The sequence below is a fragment of the Flavobacterium sp. Root935 genome, from assembly GCF_001429295.1.
In the GTDB taxonomy this organism is placed as follows: domain Bacteria; phylum Bacteroidota; class Bacteroidia; order Flavobacteriales; family Flavobacteriaceae; genus Flavobacterium.
This window is the reverse complement of record NZ_LMJL01000012.1, coordinates 450,221-466,353: the sequence shown is the minus strand read 5'-3', so window position 1 is coordinate 466,353 and position 16,133 is coordinate 450,221. Positions and strand designations below refer to the sequence as shown.

Sequence of the window (16,133 nt, the reverse complement as noted above, 5' to 3'; positions counted from 1 at the left end):
TATGAATATAAATTATTTTTTAACTCTAAGCACTAGGAAGATTTTTTTACTTTTAGTATTAACTCCTATAATAATGCAGCTTGCTCTTGTGAACATTGTTCAAGCTGTTTCAGATGAACGGTTGTATTATTTTTTATTTTTTATCTTTTGGCTATTATGTTTCCCTTATTTTTATTGGTTAAATGCTGCTGTAAGATTTCTTTATAATAATAAAAAAAATAATAATTTTAAAATTGATTTTATAAATTTTAAGATAAGTTTATTAGTAAACTTAATTACAGTTTTTAATTTCATTTTTTTTGTTGCTTATATTTTTAGTTTTATCGATAGCGGGGAGAGTCCCAATATTAACATAATTGGTTTTATGGGTTTTATTCAGTTTATAGGGGTAGTATCTTTCGCTTATAATGGCTATTTTATTTCCAAGCTTTTAGCTACATTAGATTTGGAAAAAAAGGTTTATTTTAGTGATATCTCGGGTAATTTTATTCTGTTTTCATTTCCGTTAGCATCAGTGTGGATTATTCAGGGAAAAATCAGGAAGATGTTAGGGGATGTTTAAATCATTTGATATTATTAAAAGGTAAAGGATAGATATAAGATATGAAGAGGCACCAAATCTGCTGTCTCTTCATTTTTATGCAAAGAAAGAAGTGGATATACTATCGAAAATTGGAAACAAAGATAAGGGGGCATTTTTTGCACCCTTAATTATTTTTTTTAAATCTAATTTTCAGATTAGTTAGGATTTTTAAAATTCGCCTTAGCATTTTGCGTGAAATAAGATATGAAGTTTACAAAATGATGTGCATGATTGCCGCACGAAAGTCTCAGCGTCCATTTATAGCAATTTCGATATATTTTAAAATTTATTTGCTGCGGATGAAGAGCACCGCAGTCTTTATTGCAATCCCGCTAAATACGGGCATTATCCATCATTTTTCAGAAGAGGTACACTGATAGGTACAGTTTATCGTAAAAGCAGAAAAACCTTTAAATCGTAAGATCTAAAGGTTTTTGTTTTTTGATGGCCATTTAAAATTTAATAGAGTTAAATTAAAAATTGATTCTAACAAATATAATATTGGCTTAAAGGGATTGAAAAACTTATAAATTATATAATTATAATGAAGAGTGTTTACCAAATAAAAGATTTAGCTAGGACCATTTCTATTTACAATTTAAATCAAAAATAAAAAAACTCACTCCAAAATATTTGAAGAAGATGAAATCATAATATCGGCACATTGCCAGCATTTATTAATGGAGTTTTTTTATTTTTTTTAGCCTCCTTTTTCGTTGATTTACAGTGTTGTAAATCCGATTAAGGCGGGCCATTTTTTCAAAGATGTAAAAAATAAGTGAATTAGAAGTTGAATTTAGTAAGCTTAAATCTAAACAAATTTGCGTGTAGCTTTAATTAAAACAATATATTTTGCAATCAAAAAAGGTTTACACTTTTCAGTATAAACCTTAATAAATATATTGTAAAAACAATTTCTTAATTCTTTCCAGCAGCAATCTTATCCACTAAAAACAATAATTCACCAGAAACAGGTTTAATCAACTGCATTGGATATAAAGTCGGATTAAATTCTCCAGTCGTAACTTCTTTTAAAGCATGTGTTTTTTTCTCTCCAAAAGCCACTACAACAATTTTTTCTGCTTTGTTGATTAACGGAGCAGTAAGCGTAATACGGTGCATTTTTTGAGGCGCTAAATAATAAGCGTCAACCCATTTAGTTTGTTCTTCTAAAACTGCTTCGCCTGGAAAAAGAGAGGCAGTGTGTCCGTCATCTCCCATACCTAATAGAATAAGGTCAAATTTTCCTTCTTCGCCTAAAACCTTTCTAATAGTCTGTTCGTATGTTGCGGCATACTCTTCTGGCGTAACGCCGTCTTTGTACATTTCAAAGATATTTTCCTGCGGAATAGGGACGTGGCTTAATAAAGTGTTGTAAGACATTTTAGCATTGCTAAGATCATCGTTTAAAGGCACCCAGCGTTCGTCGCCCCAAAAAATATAAACTTTACTCCAGTCTATTTTGTTTTTGTACGTATCAGAAGCTAATAATTTATAGATTCCTGCAGGAGAAGAACCTCCCGTAAGAACGGCTGTAAATTTACCTTTTGCAGCAATTGCTTTTTGTGCCGATTCTACAAAAAGGTCAGTCGCTGCAATATTAATTTCTTCTGTATTATTAAATATCTGTATCATTTAAAACTTCTTCTTCTTTTTTAACGTTTTGTGTGTTCGGAATCCATTTGTGTCCTTGACGTGCCAGTAGTTCGTCTGCTTCCTCTGGTCCCCAGCTTCCTGCTTTGTAATTTGGGAAATTGGTTGGCGCAGTTGTTTTCCATACTTGCTGGATTGTATCAATAGCATCCCAAGCTTCTTCTACCTGATCCCAACGCATAAATAGGGTAGGATCTCCTGCTAAAGCATCTGCTAGCAACGTTTCATAAGCTTCTGGTGACATTGTAGAGCAGGCGAAATAATCAAAAACCATTTCGGCAGGTCTTAAAGCCAGAGATAAACCTGGTTTTTTGGTCATAAACTGCAATTTAATATCCATTGCAGGCTGAATATTGATAATCAGTCGGTTTGGTGTCATGCCTTCTTTTCCATAAGAAAATGCAGAATGTGGCACTGGTTTAAACTGGATAATAATAGAGGATTGTTTTTCTTCCATTCTTTTTCCAGAACGTAAGTAAAAAGGAATTCCCTGCCATCTCCAGTTGTCTAGATAAATTTTCATTGCCACGTAAGTTTCGGTATTAGAATCTGGTGCAATCCCTTTATCCTGACGATATCCCGGAACTGGTTTTCCGTTGATAGTTCCAGCATCGTACTGACCTCTAACAATATAATGGTCAACTTCTTCTGGTTTAATACGACGAATCGATTTTAAAACATCTGCTTTACGATTACGAATATCATCTGCTGCTAATGATGCAGGCGCTTCCATTGCAGTCATACATAAAATTTGAAGCAAATGGTTCTGAATCATATCTTTTAAGGCGCCAACTCCTTCGTAAAATCCGCCGCGTTCTTCAACACCGACTTCTTCTGCTACGGTAATCTGAACAAAATCGATAAAATTACGACTCCATAAAGGTTCGAACATTGAATTTCCAAAACGGAAAGCCAAGATATTCTGCACGGTTTCTTTCCCTAAATAATGGTCGATTCTATAAATCTGTTCTTCTTTGAAAGTCTGCGAAAGCATTTCATTCAATTCGATTGCAGAAGCTTTATCATAACCAAAAGGTTTTTCTATAATAATACGATCCTGCTTTGAATTTGCTGCAAGGCCTATTTTCTTAATATTACTAGAAATGGTAGAGATAAAAGAAGGAGTAATCGACAAATAAAACAAACGATTGGCACGTTCACCAAAAGCAAGGTCAAAATTGTTGATTTTCTCGTTCAATCCGATATACGATTCTTCTTTGTCAATATCAAGACTGTGGTAAGTGATATGAGAAAGAAATTTTTCAGTTTCTGGATCAGAAATTCCTTTTTTTCTTGAAAAAGCATTTAGGTTTTCTAAGACATAACTGCGAAAATCTTCATTGGATTTTTCTGCTCTTCCAAGGGCAATAATCTGAAACTTCTCAGACAAACGTCCGTCAAGGTACAGATTTTGAAAAGCAGGAAAGAGCTTTCTCTTTGCCAAGTCTCCGGTTCCTCCAAAAATAACAATGATTGTTGGATTTTTTAGTTTATTTTTAGTCATTGTGTGTAGTTGTGTTGCTTTAATTTCTTATTCAGACCATTGTGTGTGGAATACACCTTCTTTGTCAATACGTTCGTACGTATGAGCTCCGAAATAATCACGCTGTGCCTGAATCAGGTTTGTTGGAAGATTTGCAGATCTGTAAGCATCAAAATAAGCTAACGAATTCATAAGTCCTGCCACAGGCAATCCTTTTTGAACAGCAAACTGAATAACAGTTCTCATTCCGGCTTGGTTATCATTTAATTTAGAAGCAATTCCTGAATCTAAAAGTAAGTTTGGTAAATCTGCTTTTGTGACATACGCTTTTCTAAAATCTTCCAAGATATTAGCACGAATGATACAGCCGCCACGCCATATTTTGGCAACAGTTTCTAAATTTAATCCGTAGTTATATTCTTTAGAAGCTGTATAAAGCTGCGCTAATCCCTGTGCATAAGTTACAACAATAGAAAGGTATAAAGCCGATTTTAAAGCTTCGATTGCTTCGTTTGTGTTTACTTCAGATGCTTCGCCGTTCCAAACTAGTTTTTTAGAAGCTTCAATTCTTTCTGGTTTTGTTTTAGACATATCGCGCATAACAACTGCAGCATCGATAGTTGGAACTGGAACTTGTAAATCCATTGCGTTTTGCGAAGTCCATTTTCCTGTTCCTTTCGATTTAGCCCAATCTGAAATTTTATTGATCAAAAGACTTCCATCCTCATCTTTTTCTTTTAAGATGCTTGCTGTAATTTCAATCAAATATGATTTAAGATCATGAGTCTGGTTCCATTCTTCAAAAGTTTTCTGGATAGTGGTATCATCTAGATTATAACCTCTTTTCATCAGGTCATAAATCTCAGAGATCAATTGCATGATTCCGTACTCAATTCCGTTGTGAACCATTTTTACGTAGTTTCCAGCAGAACCATTTCCAAGATATTCTACGCAAGGTTCTCCATCCACTTTTGCAGCAATTGCTTCAAAAATAGGGCGAAGTCTTTCGTAAGCTTTTTGATCTCCTCCAGGCATCATAGCAGGACCGAATCTCGCGCCTTTTTCTCCGCCTGAAATTCCCATTCCGAAGAAGTGAATACCTTTTTCAGATAATTCTAAAAATCTTCTGTCTGTATCAGTAAAATATGTGTTTCCACCATCAATTATAATATCTCCTTTATCTAAGTGAGGCAATAAGCTCGCAATAGCGCTGTCTACTGGTTTTCCAGCTGGAACCAACAGCATAATCGCTCTAGGCTGCTGAATAAGTCCTACAAAATGTTTAACATCTGTTGTAGCTTCAATAGTATGGTCGGCATCGGCTTCTTGTTGAAGAGAATTGACTTTTTCGGTGTCTAAGTCTAAACCTGCAGCCGCAAAGTTGTGGCTTGCGATATTTAAAAGTAGGTTACGACCCATTACGCCAAGTCCTACAATTCCAAAATCAAATTTGTTCATAGTTTTCAATTAACTAAATTATTAGAAGAATGTTTTACAGCAAAAAGTAAGAGAAAGTATGGTAATTCTTTTTCATTCAATGCTTTGCAGAAAAACAAGTTTGTTTTAATCTTACATTTCAAAATGTAGAGCGCTAAGTTAGAGAAAAATGCTGAAAAGTAAGGAGTAAAATAGTTCACTTTTAGTCTTTATTGTGATACTTTTTATGTGTAAAAATTACGCTTATTTTGATTTTGAAAAAGTATTTAAAGTTTATTTTTATGTTTCTATGTGTTTAAGCATTTAAGGATAAATCATAAGAAACATAAACGCAAATAGATTCACTAGAAGCACAACTCCATAAACAATGTTGGATTTTCCTTTGCTTAAAGATAGCATTACGGTGAAAACCGATAGAGCCAAAAGTACAATAGATTTAATATCAAGTCCTAAAACAATCGGCATGTTCATGGCTATACAAACCGCCGCAACACTTGGAATTGTTAATCCGATACTTGCGAGGGCAGAACCTAAAGCTAAATTTAAACTTGTTTGAAGTCTATTTTTTCTCGCTGCGATTATGGCTGCAATAGCTTCGGGTAACAAAATAATTATCGCAATGATTACCCCAACTAAAGATTTGGGAAGATTATAACCGATAATAATAGTTTCGATAGTTGGCGATAGGGTTTTGGCTAGTAATACCACGATTCCTAAACTAACCAAAAGAAAAACCATGCTCGTGTAAAATGTTTTATTATTGATTTCAATTGGGTGCGTTTTAGCTTCATCGTCACCTCCGTTAGTTAGAAAATACTGTCGGTAGCCTTTGGTTTGTGCGAACAAAAAAGAACCGTAAATAACCAGACACGCAATAGACGCAAAAATAAGCTGTGGCTTTGAGTAGTAAGAACCGTGAACGCTTTCTGTAAAAGTGGGAAATACTAAAGTAAATACGATTATAGAAATCAGCGAAACTAAACCAATAGTTACAGACGAAGTCGAAAAATTCTGTTCATAATGTTTGATGCTTCCAATAAGAAGGCATAGACCTATAATTCCGTTTAAAATAAGCATTGTTGCGGCATAAACCGTATCTCTGGCTAAAGACGCAGCTTCTGATCCTTCAGAAATCATTAATGACACAATAATTGAAACTTCAATAACAGTTATCGAGATGGCCAAAATAATTGTTCCGTACGGTTCTCCAACACGTTCTGCAATGATCTCAGAATGATGTACGGCAGACATAACGCTAAGAATAAGTAAAATGCTGGCAATAATTTGAAAGATACTGCTGTTTTCAACAAGACCGCTGAAAAAAAGAACCCATGATAAAATTGGAATAATGATGGTCCACTGTAATAATTGTTTCATTTTGTGTTTTTTAAAATTATAGCAATATGCGCCGATAGGGCCAACAGAATCGGCTTTTTACTTATGTAAGATAAAGCTTTTATGGCTGTAATTGATTAAAAAACTACATTTTTAAGTACTTTTTAAGTTCATTTGTATCTTGTTTGATTCAAAAATGGTCAATTTACGATAAAGGACTAAAGGTATTTTTAGGATTTTCTAATGATTTCTTCGCGATGCGATTTTCCCCACTTGATCATTTCTTCAATAACAGGACCAAATGATTTGCAATAGGGTGTGGATTCGTATTTGACCTGAATTTCGGCATCGCGGTCTTCGGTTCTTTTAATCAGCATGTTGAGTTCCATTTCTTTGAGTTCTCTCGAAAGCATGCGTGTAGTAATTCCCGGAATACTGCGTTCGATTTCTCTAAAACGATGATTTCCGTTACAGATTGAATTGATAATTGGCAGCCGCCATTTACCGCCCAAAACGTGCAATGTATCTTGAAGTGCTTGTACTTCTTCCTTCTGATTTCTTTCCATACTAAGTTCCATTAAATTAGGAAAAATAATTGGTTACAAAGTTATACCATTTTACGGTTTAAATTTGTTCTCTAATCCTAAAATAATGGAAAAGAAAAGCTTTCTCCAGGATAAAAAATGAAATTAAGCTTCAATAATACTTAAAATAGTTTTTGGGATTTCCGCGAAAGCTTCAAAAGAATACGGCTTAATAAGATAGGCTTTTACGCCCAGATCATCGCATTTTTCCTTGTATGAAGGATTTATACTTGTCGAATAAACGAAACACGGAATGTTTTTCAATTCATTGGTATTCAGAATTTCCTGTAAAGCTTCAATTCCGTCAATAATAGGCATATTGATATCGGTAAGAATAACGTCAGGACTTTCGTTTGAAGTATTTTTTAAGTAATTCAGCAGTTCTTCGCCATTAGCCACAAGGCTTACTTTGCTGAAATGTGGATTTTTTGTAAAAGTTTCTGTGATAACATCAGCATCATCAATGTCATCTTCGGCGATTATGATATGTAAATTATTTTTTTCTGGCATTTTATAAGATTGGGAAGTAAAGATTAAATGTTGTGCCTTCGTTCAATTTACTTTCTACGGTAATATTTCCAGAGTGGTTTTCCATAATCTTTTTACAGATGGCAAGACCGATACCGTTTCCTGAATATTCATTTCGGGCATGCAGACGCTGAAAAATGATAAAAATTTTCAGCAAATGACTTTTTTCCATTCCAATGCCGTTATCTTTTACCTGAACTTTTACAAATTTACTATTTTGATTTGGTATTTCAGAATTTAAATTTTCTTCCTGAAAAATTTCTATTACTGGTGGAGTGTTGGCTTTGCCGTACTTAATGGCGTTTGAGATCAGATTAGAAAAAAGCTGTCTCATTTGAACTCTGGAAGCTTTAATGATTGGTAATTTTCCAATTTTAATTTTCGCATTTTTATCAGAAATTATAATTTCAAAATCTTCAATTACTTCAGAAATTACAGATTCCAGGTTTATTTCTGTGCGTTCTTCCTGCGCGGTATGTGAGGAATACGAAACTAAATCGTCCACCAGCGAATTCAATCGAAGGGCAGATAATTTCATAACATTTATCGCTTTCGTGTCTGCTTCTTTAAAATAACTTCCGTCGATTCTGCCGGTATTCATCACAATTTTTCGAAGCGGTTCCTTAAGGTCATGTGAGATTACGTGAATAAATTCCTCCAGATTACGGTTTGTTTTATTCAATTCGTGTATTTTTTCTTCTAATTCCTTCTGATGCCGAATTAAAGCTTCTTCGTGTTTCTTCTTCTCGGTTAAATCGGTAATCACGATTCCAATAGCTTCCACAGCAGGCTCAAGATCTGTTAAAGCGATATATGCAGGGAAAGTCTTCTCAACATTATCTGATTTTAAAAGAATCTCATGCGTGTTAATGCCATAACGAAGTGCTTCAATTAACTGAGTAAACTGTTCTTGATTAGCAAAATATTCATTAAGATAATTTCCAATTATTTTCTCAGACGGTATTCCGACCAATTTAGAAAAATACTCATTGCAGTAGAGTATAAGTCCGTTTCTTGAAATGCTCAGCGCGCCCTGTCCAAATTTTTCAATAAGAAGACGATAGGTATAATCTGCAGTTTCGAGAGAGTAAAGTTCAGGAACTCCATTGCTGCTTACTACCAGCGCATCGACATCTCCCTGCTTTATAGCATTAATGATGCTGGTTGACTCATAAAGTTCTTCCTTTAGCGACTCAATTTCTGCTAATAATGCGTTTATATTTTTTTTGTTGTCTTCCAAATTATTCGCTTATATTAAGTATGTACAATACTTTTTCTTTATCTGATAAATCCCCTAAAATAATCCTTTTAGGTTCTGGATGCGTTTTTATCAATGTAGGAATAGCTACAATTTGATGAATCACGGCTTGCTCTTTATCACGGCTGATATCTATTATTTCTAATTCATAATTATCTGTGAGGTATGTATCGCAGATTTTGCGCAAATTTTCGATTGCATGTCCTGATTTAACAGACATACCTGAAACAAAAAGTATGAATTTATGTTTGGTTGTACTAGTGCCATCAGATGAATCTTCCATAATTTAAGCAGTTATAGGTTTGATATTAAGTCCTACAAGCACTCTTTCTTCATTAGAAAGATCTCCAATAATTTTACGTATTGGTTCAGGAAATTTTCTCACCAAAGTAGGTACAGCCAAAATTTGATCGCCTTCTGCCAATTGCGGATTCTTCAGCAAATCGATAATCTCGATGCTGTACTTTCCTTTAAGATGTTCTTCGGCATACTTTTTTATATTTTCAAGTGCTTTGATCGATTTTGGCGTTTGCCCTGCTATGTAAAGCAATAATTGCCATTCGGCTACTTCTTTTTTCATCTTATTTGTTTTTGTTAGAAGATAATTTAGCCTGTAATTCTTCTGTTGCTTTCAGGATGCTTAATTCTTCTTCTGCCGATTCAAATTCGTTTCTTAAAGCTTCAATATTAGCTTCAAGGACTTTGCGTTTACGTTCAATTTCCCTGTCTTTTCGGCTAATTTCGTTTTGAAGTTTAATATCAGAAATAGTTTTCTTGAATTGATGTGATTTTCTCGCAGCACCAGTCAGGATTCCCTGTGGTCCTAATTCTACATCCAATAATTCTATTCCGTTGCCGGTTATAACAAATTCTCTAACCTGATTAGAATGCCCCATTCCTCTGGCTTTGATAATAAAGATACCGCGGTTTCTTTCGCCTACACCTTCCATATCACGAACTGTGATCCAAGTATCTACCAATGACGAAACAGATTCTTCTGCCAGATCAGGTCTAAAATTATCCGTCTGTTTGTTCAAAGATGTAAACAATGCCGTAATATTATTTGCTTTAAGCATATCAATAAGTCTTACGAGCATAGATCTCACTTCTTGTTCACTTCCGACCGTAATTAAATTACTAATTGGATCAATAATAATAGTTGTTGGCTGAAAATCTTTGATCAATTTTCGCAGCGTAAGCAAATGCAGTTCAAGACCATTTAATGATGGACGTGACGAATGAATTTGCAAAATGCCTTTCTTGATATGTTTGTCCAGATCAATCCCAATTGACTTCATGTTGCGAACCAATTGCTGGGGCGATTCTTCGAACGCAAAGTAAATGGTTTTTTCGTTCTTTTGGCACTGTTCATTGGCAAAATAACAAGCCACTGTAGTTTTTGCCGTTCCAGCCGTTCCAGAAACTAATATGTTGCTGCCACGGTAGAATCCGCCGCCATTAAACATTTCGTTCAATCCAGGAACGCCCGTCGGAATTACATCTGATGAAACTTCGTTGTCCAATTTTAATGATGTAATAGGAAGAACCGAAATTCCATCCTCATCAATTAAAAACGGATATTCGTTTGTTCCATGCGTTGAACCTCTATATTTTACAATTCGAAGTCTTCTGGTCGAAACCTGCTCAATTACACGATGATCGAGAACAATTACACAGTCCGAAACATATTCTTCCAAACCTTGGCGGGTTAATGTTGCTTCACCGCGTTCTCCTGTAATAACTGCTGTTACACCTTTCGTTTTGAGCCAATGGAATAATCTTCGCAATTCGGCCCTAAGAATCGCCTGATTGTCAAGACCTGCAAATAGAGATTCGATCGTATCCAAAACAACACGGGTTGCTTTTATAGAATCGATGGCATGACCTAATCGAATAAAAAGGCCATCGAGATCGTATTCACCTGCTTCTTCAATCTCTGATCTTTCGACACGAACATGATCTACTACAAGTTTCTTATCTTTTTTAAGCTGCTCTAAATCAAAGCCAAGCGATTTAACGTTTAAAGTAAGGTCATCCGAAGGTTCTTCAAAAGACATGAAAACTCCAGGTTCATTGTAATCTGTAATTCCTTTAATAAGAAATTGCATAGACAACAATGTTTTTCCGCATCCGGCACCACCGCAAATTAAAGTTGGACGTCCTTTAGGAAAGCCGCCACCTGTAATCTCGTCTAGTCCGTCGACTCCAGTTGGAGTTTTTGGAAATATAAAACTATGTGATTTTGTTTTTTCTTGCACGATAATATAATTCTGTGTTATCTCAAATATACGTTTTCTTCGAAGATTTTCAATTAATTCTTGTTAACTTTTAACAGCTGTTTAATGAAGTTTTAGAAATAAATTAAGATAAATGAATGAAATATCTAAATAAATCGGATTTTTTTAACCTAAAAACGGCATTATAGTTAGTAGATATTTAACACTAAATTCTCCGTTTTTAATAAAACTGATTTTTTGCTGCTGTTTTACTGTTAAAATCCATATCTGGTATACTCTATGATACTGGTTACAAAGTTATACCAATTTGAATTTATCTTTGCTTTATTAATTTTAAAGGACATACAAATGGACAATTTAGAGAATAAAATTGTAGTAATAACGGGCGGAAACAGCGGAATAGGTTATGCTACAGCCAAACAATTAAAAGAGCACGGTGCACAGGTTATTATTACAGGAAGAAGAAAGGAAGCGATAGAAAAAGCAGCTTCAGAATTAAATGTTACTGCCATTACAGCAGATCAATCAAATATTTCGGATATCGAAAACCTGGCCGCTCAGGTAAAAGCTAATTTTGGTTTGGTAGATATTTTATTTATCAATGCTGGAATTGCAGGTTTAGGAACAATCGAACAAACCACAGAAGAACTATTTGACAATATTATGAATGTCAATCTTAAAGGAGCTTATTTCACGCTCAGCAAATTTATTCCGATTCTGAAAGACGGCGCTTCAGTAGTTTTTCTTTCTTCGAATACAGCGAGTATGCCGGGGCCGGGATCTTCCGTTTATTCGGCAAGTAAAACGGCTTTGAATTCAGTAATGAAATCGGCGGCATTAGAATTAGCGCCAAGAAAAATCAGAGTCAATTCAGTAAGTCCAGGACCAACCCAAACCGAAGTCATGAACAAAGTAGGTCTAGACGAAGCCACCGTTAAAGGTATTATGGATGTCGTAATAGAAAAAGTCCCGCTCAAACAAATGGGAAGGGCAGAAGATGCCGCTAAAATGGTTGCTTATTTGAGTAGTGATGCTGCGGTTTTTATTACTGGTGCTGATTTTATTATGGATGGTGGAATGAGTTTGGGGTGAATTATTAAAAAAGACTTCTATTGAAAACAAAATCCTCAATCTTTTTTAAAAGACTGAGGGTTTTAATTTTTTTCAAAAGAAATAAACCTTTACTCCAAATCCAGATAAGGATCTAAAATTTCGGCTAGTTCATTTAGCCAATAGAAGCTGTCTCCAAGTTTAGCAGCGTTTAGCTGAATGTTTTCCTGATCGTTTAGAACGCCCAACGCTAGGGTTAGATTTACCTGGCTTATGGCTCTGGCCATATCGAGTGGGTCAATTCTGTCATTGAAGAAATTCATTAGACCGATTTCGGCTTCTTTTGAAAGGGTTTTGGTACTCATAATTCTGTAATTTAGGAAATATAAAACCCACGTAGCTAAGGTGTCCTACGCTTACAGAAGCGCTACGGTTGTTTCCAATGCCGCCACCATACCACATGGGCAAGAAGTATATTAAATTTGGATTATTATAATTATAAGAAAAGTTGTATGTTTTATTTAGCTATTCAGGCATACCATGTAACCAAATACCGCCATTTTTAGTATCATCATATAATTTTTTAAAATCAGAAATATTGTAATAATTGTTTTTTCTAAATTCTTCTTCAAATTTGGGGTCGTTTAATTTTGGAAAAAAAGCATACACATCACCTTGTTCAATACTTGCCGTAAATTTTGTGGCATAATAACAGTAAAGCGCCTCGATTTTTGCCGCCTCGTTAAAATTAAGGTCATGAAGCTTTGGTAAATCTATTCTTCCTTTTAAAAGTAAAAGGTATTCTTTTTTGCTTTTATCATCTGCCTGAGTCATTACTTCAAAAACCTCTTTATGGAAAATATATTTGTTATCACAGGTTTTTGTGACTAGTATTTTATAAAATTCCTCCTCTTTAGATTTATCATCACTTAAGCTTCTGTCTAAAACCCATTTTAATAAATCTTTATCTTCCATGTAACCAAATACCTTAACTAGCGATTCTAAAAAGTATTCGTCATTAAATTTTAGCCAAACTAAGCTGGCTTTACTATCGTTGAAAAGATATTTGTTGCGATTTATCAATACTTGAATATTAGATTGACGGTTTTGTTCTAAATTCTTTACATTCTTCCATTTTCTAATTTCAATTTTAGATTGTTCAATTTCGTCTTTTGCATAAAAAGTTTTGTCTTCTATGTAAGATAATTTTGGATATTCCTTTTCATAGTTTATAATCTCAGGAATAGGTAAAAAGTTTGTTATGAAATGTCTTTTTTTAGATATATATATATAGGGATAATCAGGAGTCCATACTTTAAAATCAATTTTTTTATCGCAGGGAATAGATAAATCAACTTTTAAAAAACTTGAAGTTGATGTAGGATCAATTACTCTATTAAAAATCGAATTTATTTTATCTGAAAATTGATTTTGTGACGGAAAAATATAGCCGGAATTTTTTAAAATATTATTTTCAATATGTATTAAAGTTGTTAAGTCTTCTTCTCTATAATCATCAAAGCTTCCATAATCTGCGGATGCTCCACTCTCTAGTTGTTTTTTTAGTATTTCTTCTATCTTACTTAATTCCATTTTTTTTATTTTATTTATTTTTTCATCTTTTCTCTGACAACTTAAAATGACTGTGAATAATGAGAAAATTAACATTATTATACTTTTCATAATTTTATTATCTAGAGCTTTCACCTGATTCATTTGATTTAATATTTAATTTAAGTACTTTTTTACTTGCTTCATCAGCAGAAGTGTACTTATCAGATTTAGTTAAATTGTCTACTTCTTTAATTTCATATCCTCGAGGTTTATAAAAACCTCTAAAAATTTTATAATGCTTTACTCCCTTTTTTGTTGTGTAAGAAATAAAAACATTTCCACTACAATCATACTTAGATATTTTTAACATATCTCCTTGATTTCCTCCCAGACATGCATAAATGTTTTTTTCAGACAATTCGCCAAATATAAAAGTTGCATGACCTGATGATTGTAATTTTGTACCTGTTGAATCACAATCGGAAAAAATGGCTATTGCACCATAAAAAGGATCACATTTCTCAACTTTTTTACTATCTAAAAACATTCTTGATCCTGCTGATTTTGGACTTTGGTTTCCACTTTCTTCAATGCACCAACACACAAATGATGAGCACCAAGCTGTTTCGTTTCCAGAGCCTGGACTACTACCTCCATCTTTGTGATATGTTTGAATTCGTGTATCAATTGTACTTTCATTTTTACCTCCGTAAGATTTTGCTTCATCTAATGCTATTTTCATCCAAGGCGCTCTTTCTCCTGTATTTTCTTTTGGATTTTCTTCTTTTGTGGTATTCTCACATACGCCAATAAAAAGTTCTTTAGCTCCTGGATTATAATGTGCTTCGTTTAATTCCAAAATAACATCAGCAACCGTTGTTTTTCCATTAATAAATCCCCAGCGGTCATCGTAACGCTGTTTGGTATAAACCCATTTCTTTCTTTTTGTATGTTCTTCACCTTTCATGAAAGAAGGATTTGACGAATAACCATATTTTGTTACCCAAGGTTCTCTCCCAATATTTATTTTTCTCTGTTCAAGACTTGTTTGGCTTCCGTCTCCATCTGGCACCGAAATGCTTTCATCAAAGAGGACATAATCAGGATCGTTTCCATTTCCTACCGCATTAGGTTTTAAAACATGTAAATACAAGTCTACCATGTTTGATATTTCTTTCTTTGAAGCAAAATAATCATGAACATAATCCATTTGCTTTATAAAAGTCATTTTCTTTAGCTCAGCTCTTGTAGTACCTAATTTTTTGGCTGAAGCATCACTAAATTGTATTAAACCAGAATAGTCAGCTCCATTATCAGCATAAGGTTTAAACATGTTTTTTTCACCCGTTTCAAGATGCATAATTGCCATTAGCTCACTTGCTTTTTCTTTCTTTTTATCTTCTCCCCAAAGTTTTGCGCATACCTCAAGCACTTTTTTACGTTCGTCGCAAGTTAATCTGCTGCTCCAGTAGAAATTATTTTCTTTGCAAGAGCAGATGTTTTCTTTTGCTTCGGTAGAAGTTTGATCATCTACTGTCAATACTTTATTAAGAGTTTCTCTAACACTGTCACCAATTTGACGTATTTCAGTTAAAACATTGATTTTAGATTCCAGATAGTCGAAAATGCTTTCTGTGGGTTTAATTCCATGTGTTTCTTTTTCAGAAGGACCTTTTTTTTCTGCTGGAATTGAATTTTGAGACTCTCTATTTTTGTAATCGGGGTTTGTAACATTTATGTTTTCACTTTCAAATGTTTTTTGGTTGAAAATTTCAACGGTAACATAGTATTCGTGAAATTGTCCTTCGTCTTTATTATTTTGATCCGACTGTGCATTTGCCATTGCCGCAAAATCAGGAGTTAAGAAAAATTGCACTTCCCCCTTTCCGTCTTCAATGTACAGGGGTAAAGTTGTAGCTTTATTGTTTTTATTGATATCAGTTCGCTTTGCTTTTTTCGACGCATCATTTTCCCATAACGTAACAGTGCCATGACATCGATCTAAATTTACACAATGTACTCGTACTATTACTTTGTCTCCATAAGCAAACGGACGTTTTGGTTTATTCCAGTCAGCATCTAAAAAATCTACATGTGCAATTTTACGTTCGATGCTTTTCTTGGTTTTTATTTCCATTATCGCTTTATCCTCTCCACGTTTGGCAATAAGTCTTATTCCTTCATAATCAAGTGTTGCTTGAAAAAAGCTGTAATCTACAGTTTGACCTTTCTTGTCATTTTTGGGTTTATGAATCCAGCTATTGTTTTTTAATTGATAAATTGACCAATAGACTTCTTGTGTAAAGATATTTTGTTTTTCGTGCGAATTATTTAATGGAATTTTAGGTGTAAAATTATCTTGAATAGAATAGGTCTGCTTTTCGCCCACGGTTGGATTTGGATTTCCGATTATTTTAAAGTCTGGCATTAC

Annotated in this window: 15 protein-coding genes; 2 read left to right on the top strand and 13 right to left on the bottom strand. The window is 34.1% G+C overall.

Annotation, left to right across the window (positions count from 1 at the left end; genetic code table 11):
* Nucleotide 1: 1 nt before the first annotated feature.
* Nucleotides 2-562, top strand: a complete 561-nt coding sequence (locus tag ASE40_RS16765; protein ID WP_057118279.1) for a hypothetical protein — start codon at nt 2-4, stop codon at nt 560-562.
* A gap of 939 nt (nt 563-1,501) precedes the next feature.
* Here ASE40_RS16765 and pgl read toward each other — a convergent pair.
* The 10 genes from pgl to kaiC form a co-directional block, all read right to left on the bottom strand.
* Nucleotides 1,502-2,218: a 6-phosphogluconolactonase gene (gene pgl / locus ASE40_RS16760; protein WP_057118278.1), complete on the bottom strand. Its 717-nt coding sequence runs from the start codon at nt 2,216-2,218 to the stop codon at nt 1,502-1,504.
* On the bottom strand, nt 2,202-3,740 hold the full coding sequence (gene zwf / locus ASE40_RS16755; protein ID WP_057118277.1) for a glucose-6-phosphate dehydrogenase: 1,539 nt from the start codon (nt 3,738-3,740) through the stop codon (nt 2,202-2,204). The genes pgl and zwf overlap by 17 nt, the downstream gene beginning before the upstream one ends.
* 27 nt (nt 3,741-3,767) lie before the next feature.
* Nucleotides 3,768-5,177: an NADP-dependent phosphogluconate dehydrogenase gene (gndA, locus tag ASE40_RS16750; protein ID WP_057119815.1), complete on the bottom strand. Its 1,410-nt coding sequence runs from the start codon at nt 5,175-5,177 to the stop codon at nt 3,768-3,770.
* Between the two features lie 282 nt (nt 5,178-5,459).
* Nucleotides 5,460-6,533 (bottom strand): calcium:proton antiporter, encoded by a 1,074-nt coding sequence (locus ASE40_RS16745; RefSeq protein WP_057118276.1) that lies wholly within the window; start codon nt 6,531-6,533, stop codon nt 5,460-5,462.
* Between the two features lie 188 nt (nt 6,534-6,721).
* Nucleotides 6,722-7,057 (bottom strand): winged helix-turn-helix transcriptional regulator, encoded by a 336-nt coding sequence (locus tag ASE40_RS16740; protein ID WP_057118275.1) that lies wholly within the window; start codon nt 7,055-7,057, stop codon nt 6,722-6,724.
* Between the two features lie 123 nt (nt 7,058-7,180).
* Nucleotides 7,181-7,585: a response regulator gene (locus ASE40_RS16735; protein ID WP_057118274.1), complete on the bottom strand. Its 405-nt coding sequence runs from the start codon at nt 7,583-7,585 to the stop codon at nt 7,181-7,183.
* A 1-nt stretch (nt 7,586) separates the two neighbouring features.
* A complete protein-coding gene (locus ASE40_RS16730; protein ID WP_057118273.1) occupies nt 7,587-8,843 on the bottom strand; it encodes a sensor histidine kinase in 1,257 nt (418 codons plus the stop codon).
* A gap of 1 nt (nt 8,844) precedes the next feature.
* On the bottom strand, nt 8,845-9,144 hold the full coding sequence (locus tag ASE40_RS16725; RefSeq protein ID WP_057118272.1) for a circadian clock KaiB family protein: 300 nt from the start codon (nt 9,142-9,144) through the stop codon (nt 8,845-8,847).
* A gap of 3 nt (nt 9,145-9,147) precedes the next feature.
* Nucleotides 9,148-9,441, bottom strand: coding sequence for a circadian clock KaiB family protein (locus tag ASE40_RS16720; protein WP_057118271.1), 294 nt, complete (start codon nt 9,439-9,441; stop codon nt 9,148-9,150).
* A 1-nt stretch (nt 9,442) separates the two neighbouring features.
* Nucleotides 9,443-11,119, bottom strand: coding sequence for a circadian clock protein KaiC (gene kaiC, locus ASE40_RS16715; protein WP_057118270.1), 1,677 nt, complete (start codon nt 11,117-11,119; stop codon nt 9,443-9,445).
* Nucleotides 11,120-11,446: 327 nt separating this feature from the next.
* On the opposite strand from kaiC, the gene ASE40_RS16710 reads away from it, so the two are divergent.
* Nucleotides 11,447-12,190 (top strand): SDR family oxidoreductase, encoded by a 744-nt coding sequence (locus tag ASE40_RS16710; protein WP_057118269.1) that lies wholly within the window; start codon nt 11,447-11,449, stop codon nt 12,188-12,190.
* Between the two features lie 89 nt (nt 12,191-12,279).
* Here ASE40_RS16710 and ASE40_RS16705 read toward each other — a convergent pair whose 3' ends face one another.
* The 3 genes from ASE40_RS16705 to ASE40_RS16695 form a co-directional block, all read right to left on the bottom strand.
* Entirely contained in the window at nt 12,280-12,513 is a 234-nt protein-coding gene (locus ASE40_RS16705) for a hypothetical protein (RefSeq protein ID WP_057118268.1), read from the bottom strand.
* Nucleotides 12,514-12,673: 160 nt separating this feature from the next.
* Nucleotides 12,674-13,831 carry a hypothetical protein gene (locus tag ASE40_RS16700; protein ID WP_128414987.1) on the bottom strand — a complete coding sequence of 386 codons (1,158 nt, stop codon included), beginning with the start codon at nt 13,829-13,831 and terminating at the stop codon, nt 12,674-12,676.
* A 7-nt stretch (nt 13,832-13,838) separates the two neighbouring features.
* Nucleotides 13,839-16,130, bottom strand: coding sequence for a hypothetical protein (locus tag ASE40_RS16695; RefSeq protein WP_057118266.1), 2,292 nt, complete (start codon nt 16,128-16,130; stop codon nt 13,839-13,841).
* Nucleotides 16,131-16,133 lie beyond the last annotated feature (3 nt).

Excerpts from the sequence above, each read along its gene's own strand:
- ASE40_RS16745 (WP_057118276.1), bottom strand. The coding sequence starts at position 6,533 with ATGAAACAATTATTACAGTGGACCATCATTATTCCAATTTTATCATGG.
- ASE40_RS16740 (WP_057118275.1), bottom strand. The coding sequence starts at position 7,057 with ATGGAAAGAAATCAGAAGGAAGAAGTACAAGCACTTCAAGATACATTG.
- zwf (WP_057118277.1), bottom strand. The coding sequence starts at position 3,740 with ATGACTAAAAATAAACTAAAAAATCCAACAATCATTGTTATTTTTGGA.
- ASE40_RS16700 (WP_128414987.1), bottom strand. The coding sequence starts at position 13,831 with ATGAAAAGTATAATAATGTTAATTTTCTCATTATTCACAGTCATTTTA.
- ASE40_RS16725 (WP_057118272.1), bottom strand. The coding sequence starts at position 9,144 with ATGGAAGATTCATCTGATGGCACTAGTACAACCAAACATAAATTCATA.
- ASE40_RS16705 (WP_057118268.1), bottom strand. The coding sequence starts at position 12,513 with ATGAGTACCAAAACCCTTTCAAAAGAAGCCGAAATCGGTCTAATGAAT.
- ASE40_RS16695 (WP_057118266.1), bottom strand. The coding sequence starts at position 16,130 with ATGCCAGACTTTAAAATAATCGGAAATCCAAATCCAACCGTGGGCGAA.
- ASE40_RS16720 (WP_057118271.1), bottom strand. The coding sequence starts at position 9,441 with ATGAAAAAAGAAGTAGCCGAATGGCAATTATTGCTTTACATAGCAGGG.
- ASE40_RS16710 (WP_057118269.1), top strand. The coding sequence starts at position 11,447 with ATGGACAATTTAGAGAATAAAATTGTAGTAATAACGGGCGGAAACAGC.
- ASE40_RS16765 (WP_057118279.1), top strand. The coding sequence starts at position 2 with ATGAATATAAATTATTTTTTAACTCTAAGCACTAGGAAGATTTTTTTA.
- ASE40_RS16735 (WP_057118274.1), bottom strand. The coding sequence starts at position 7,585 with ATGCCAGAAAAAAATAATTTACATATCATAATCGCCGAAGATGACATT.
- gndA (WP_057119815.1), bottom strand. The coding sequence starts at position 5,177 with ATGAACAAATTTGATTTTGGAATTGTAGGACTTGGCGTAATGGGTCGT.
- pgl (WP_057118278.1), bottom strand. The coding sequence starts at position 2,218 with ATGATACAGATATTTAATAATACAGAAGAAATTAATATTGCAGCGACT.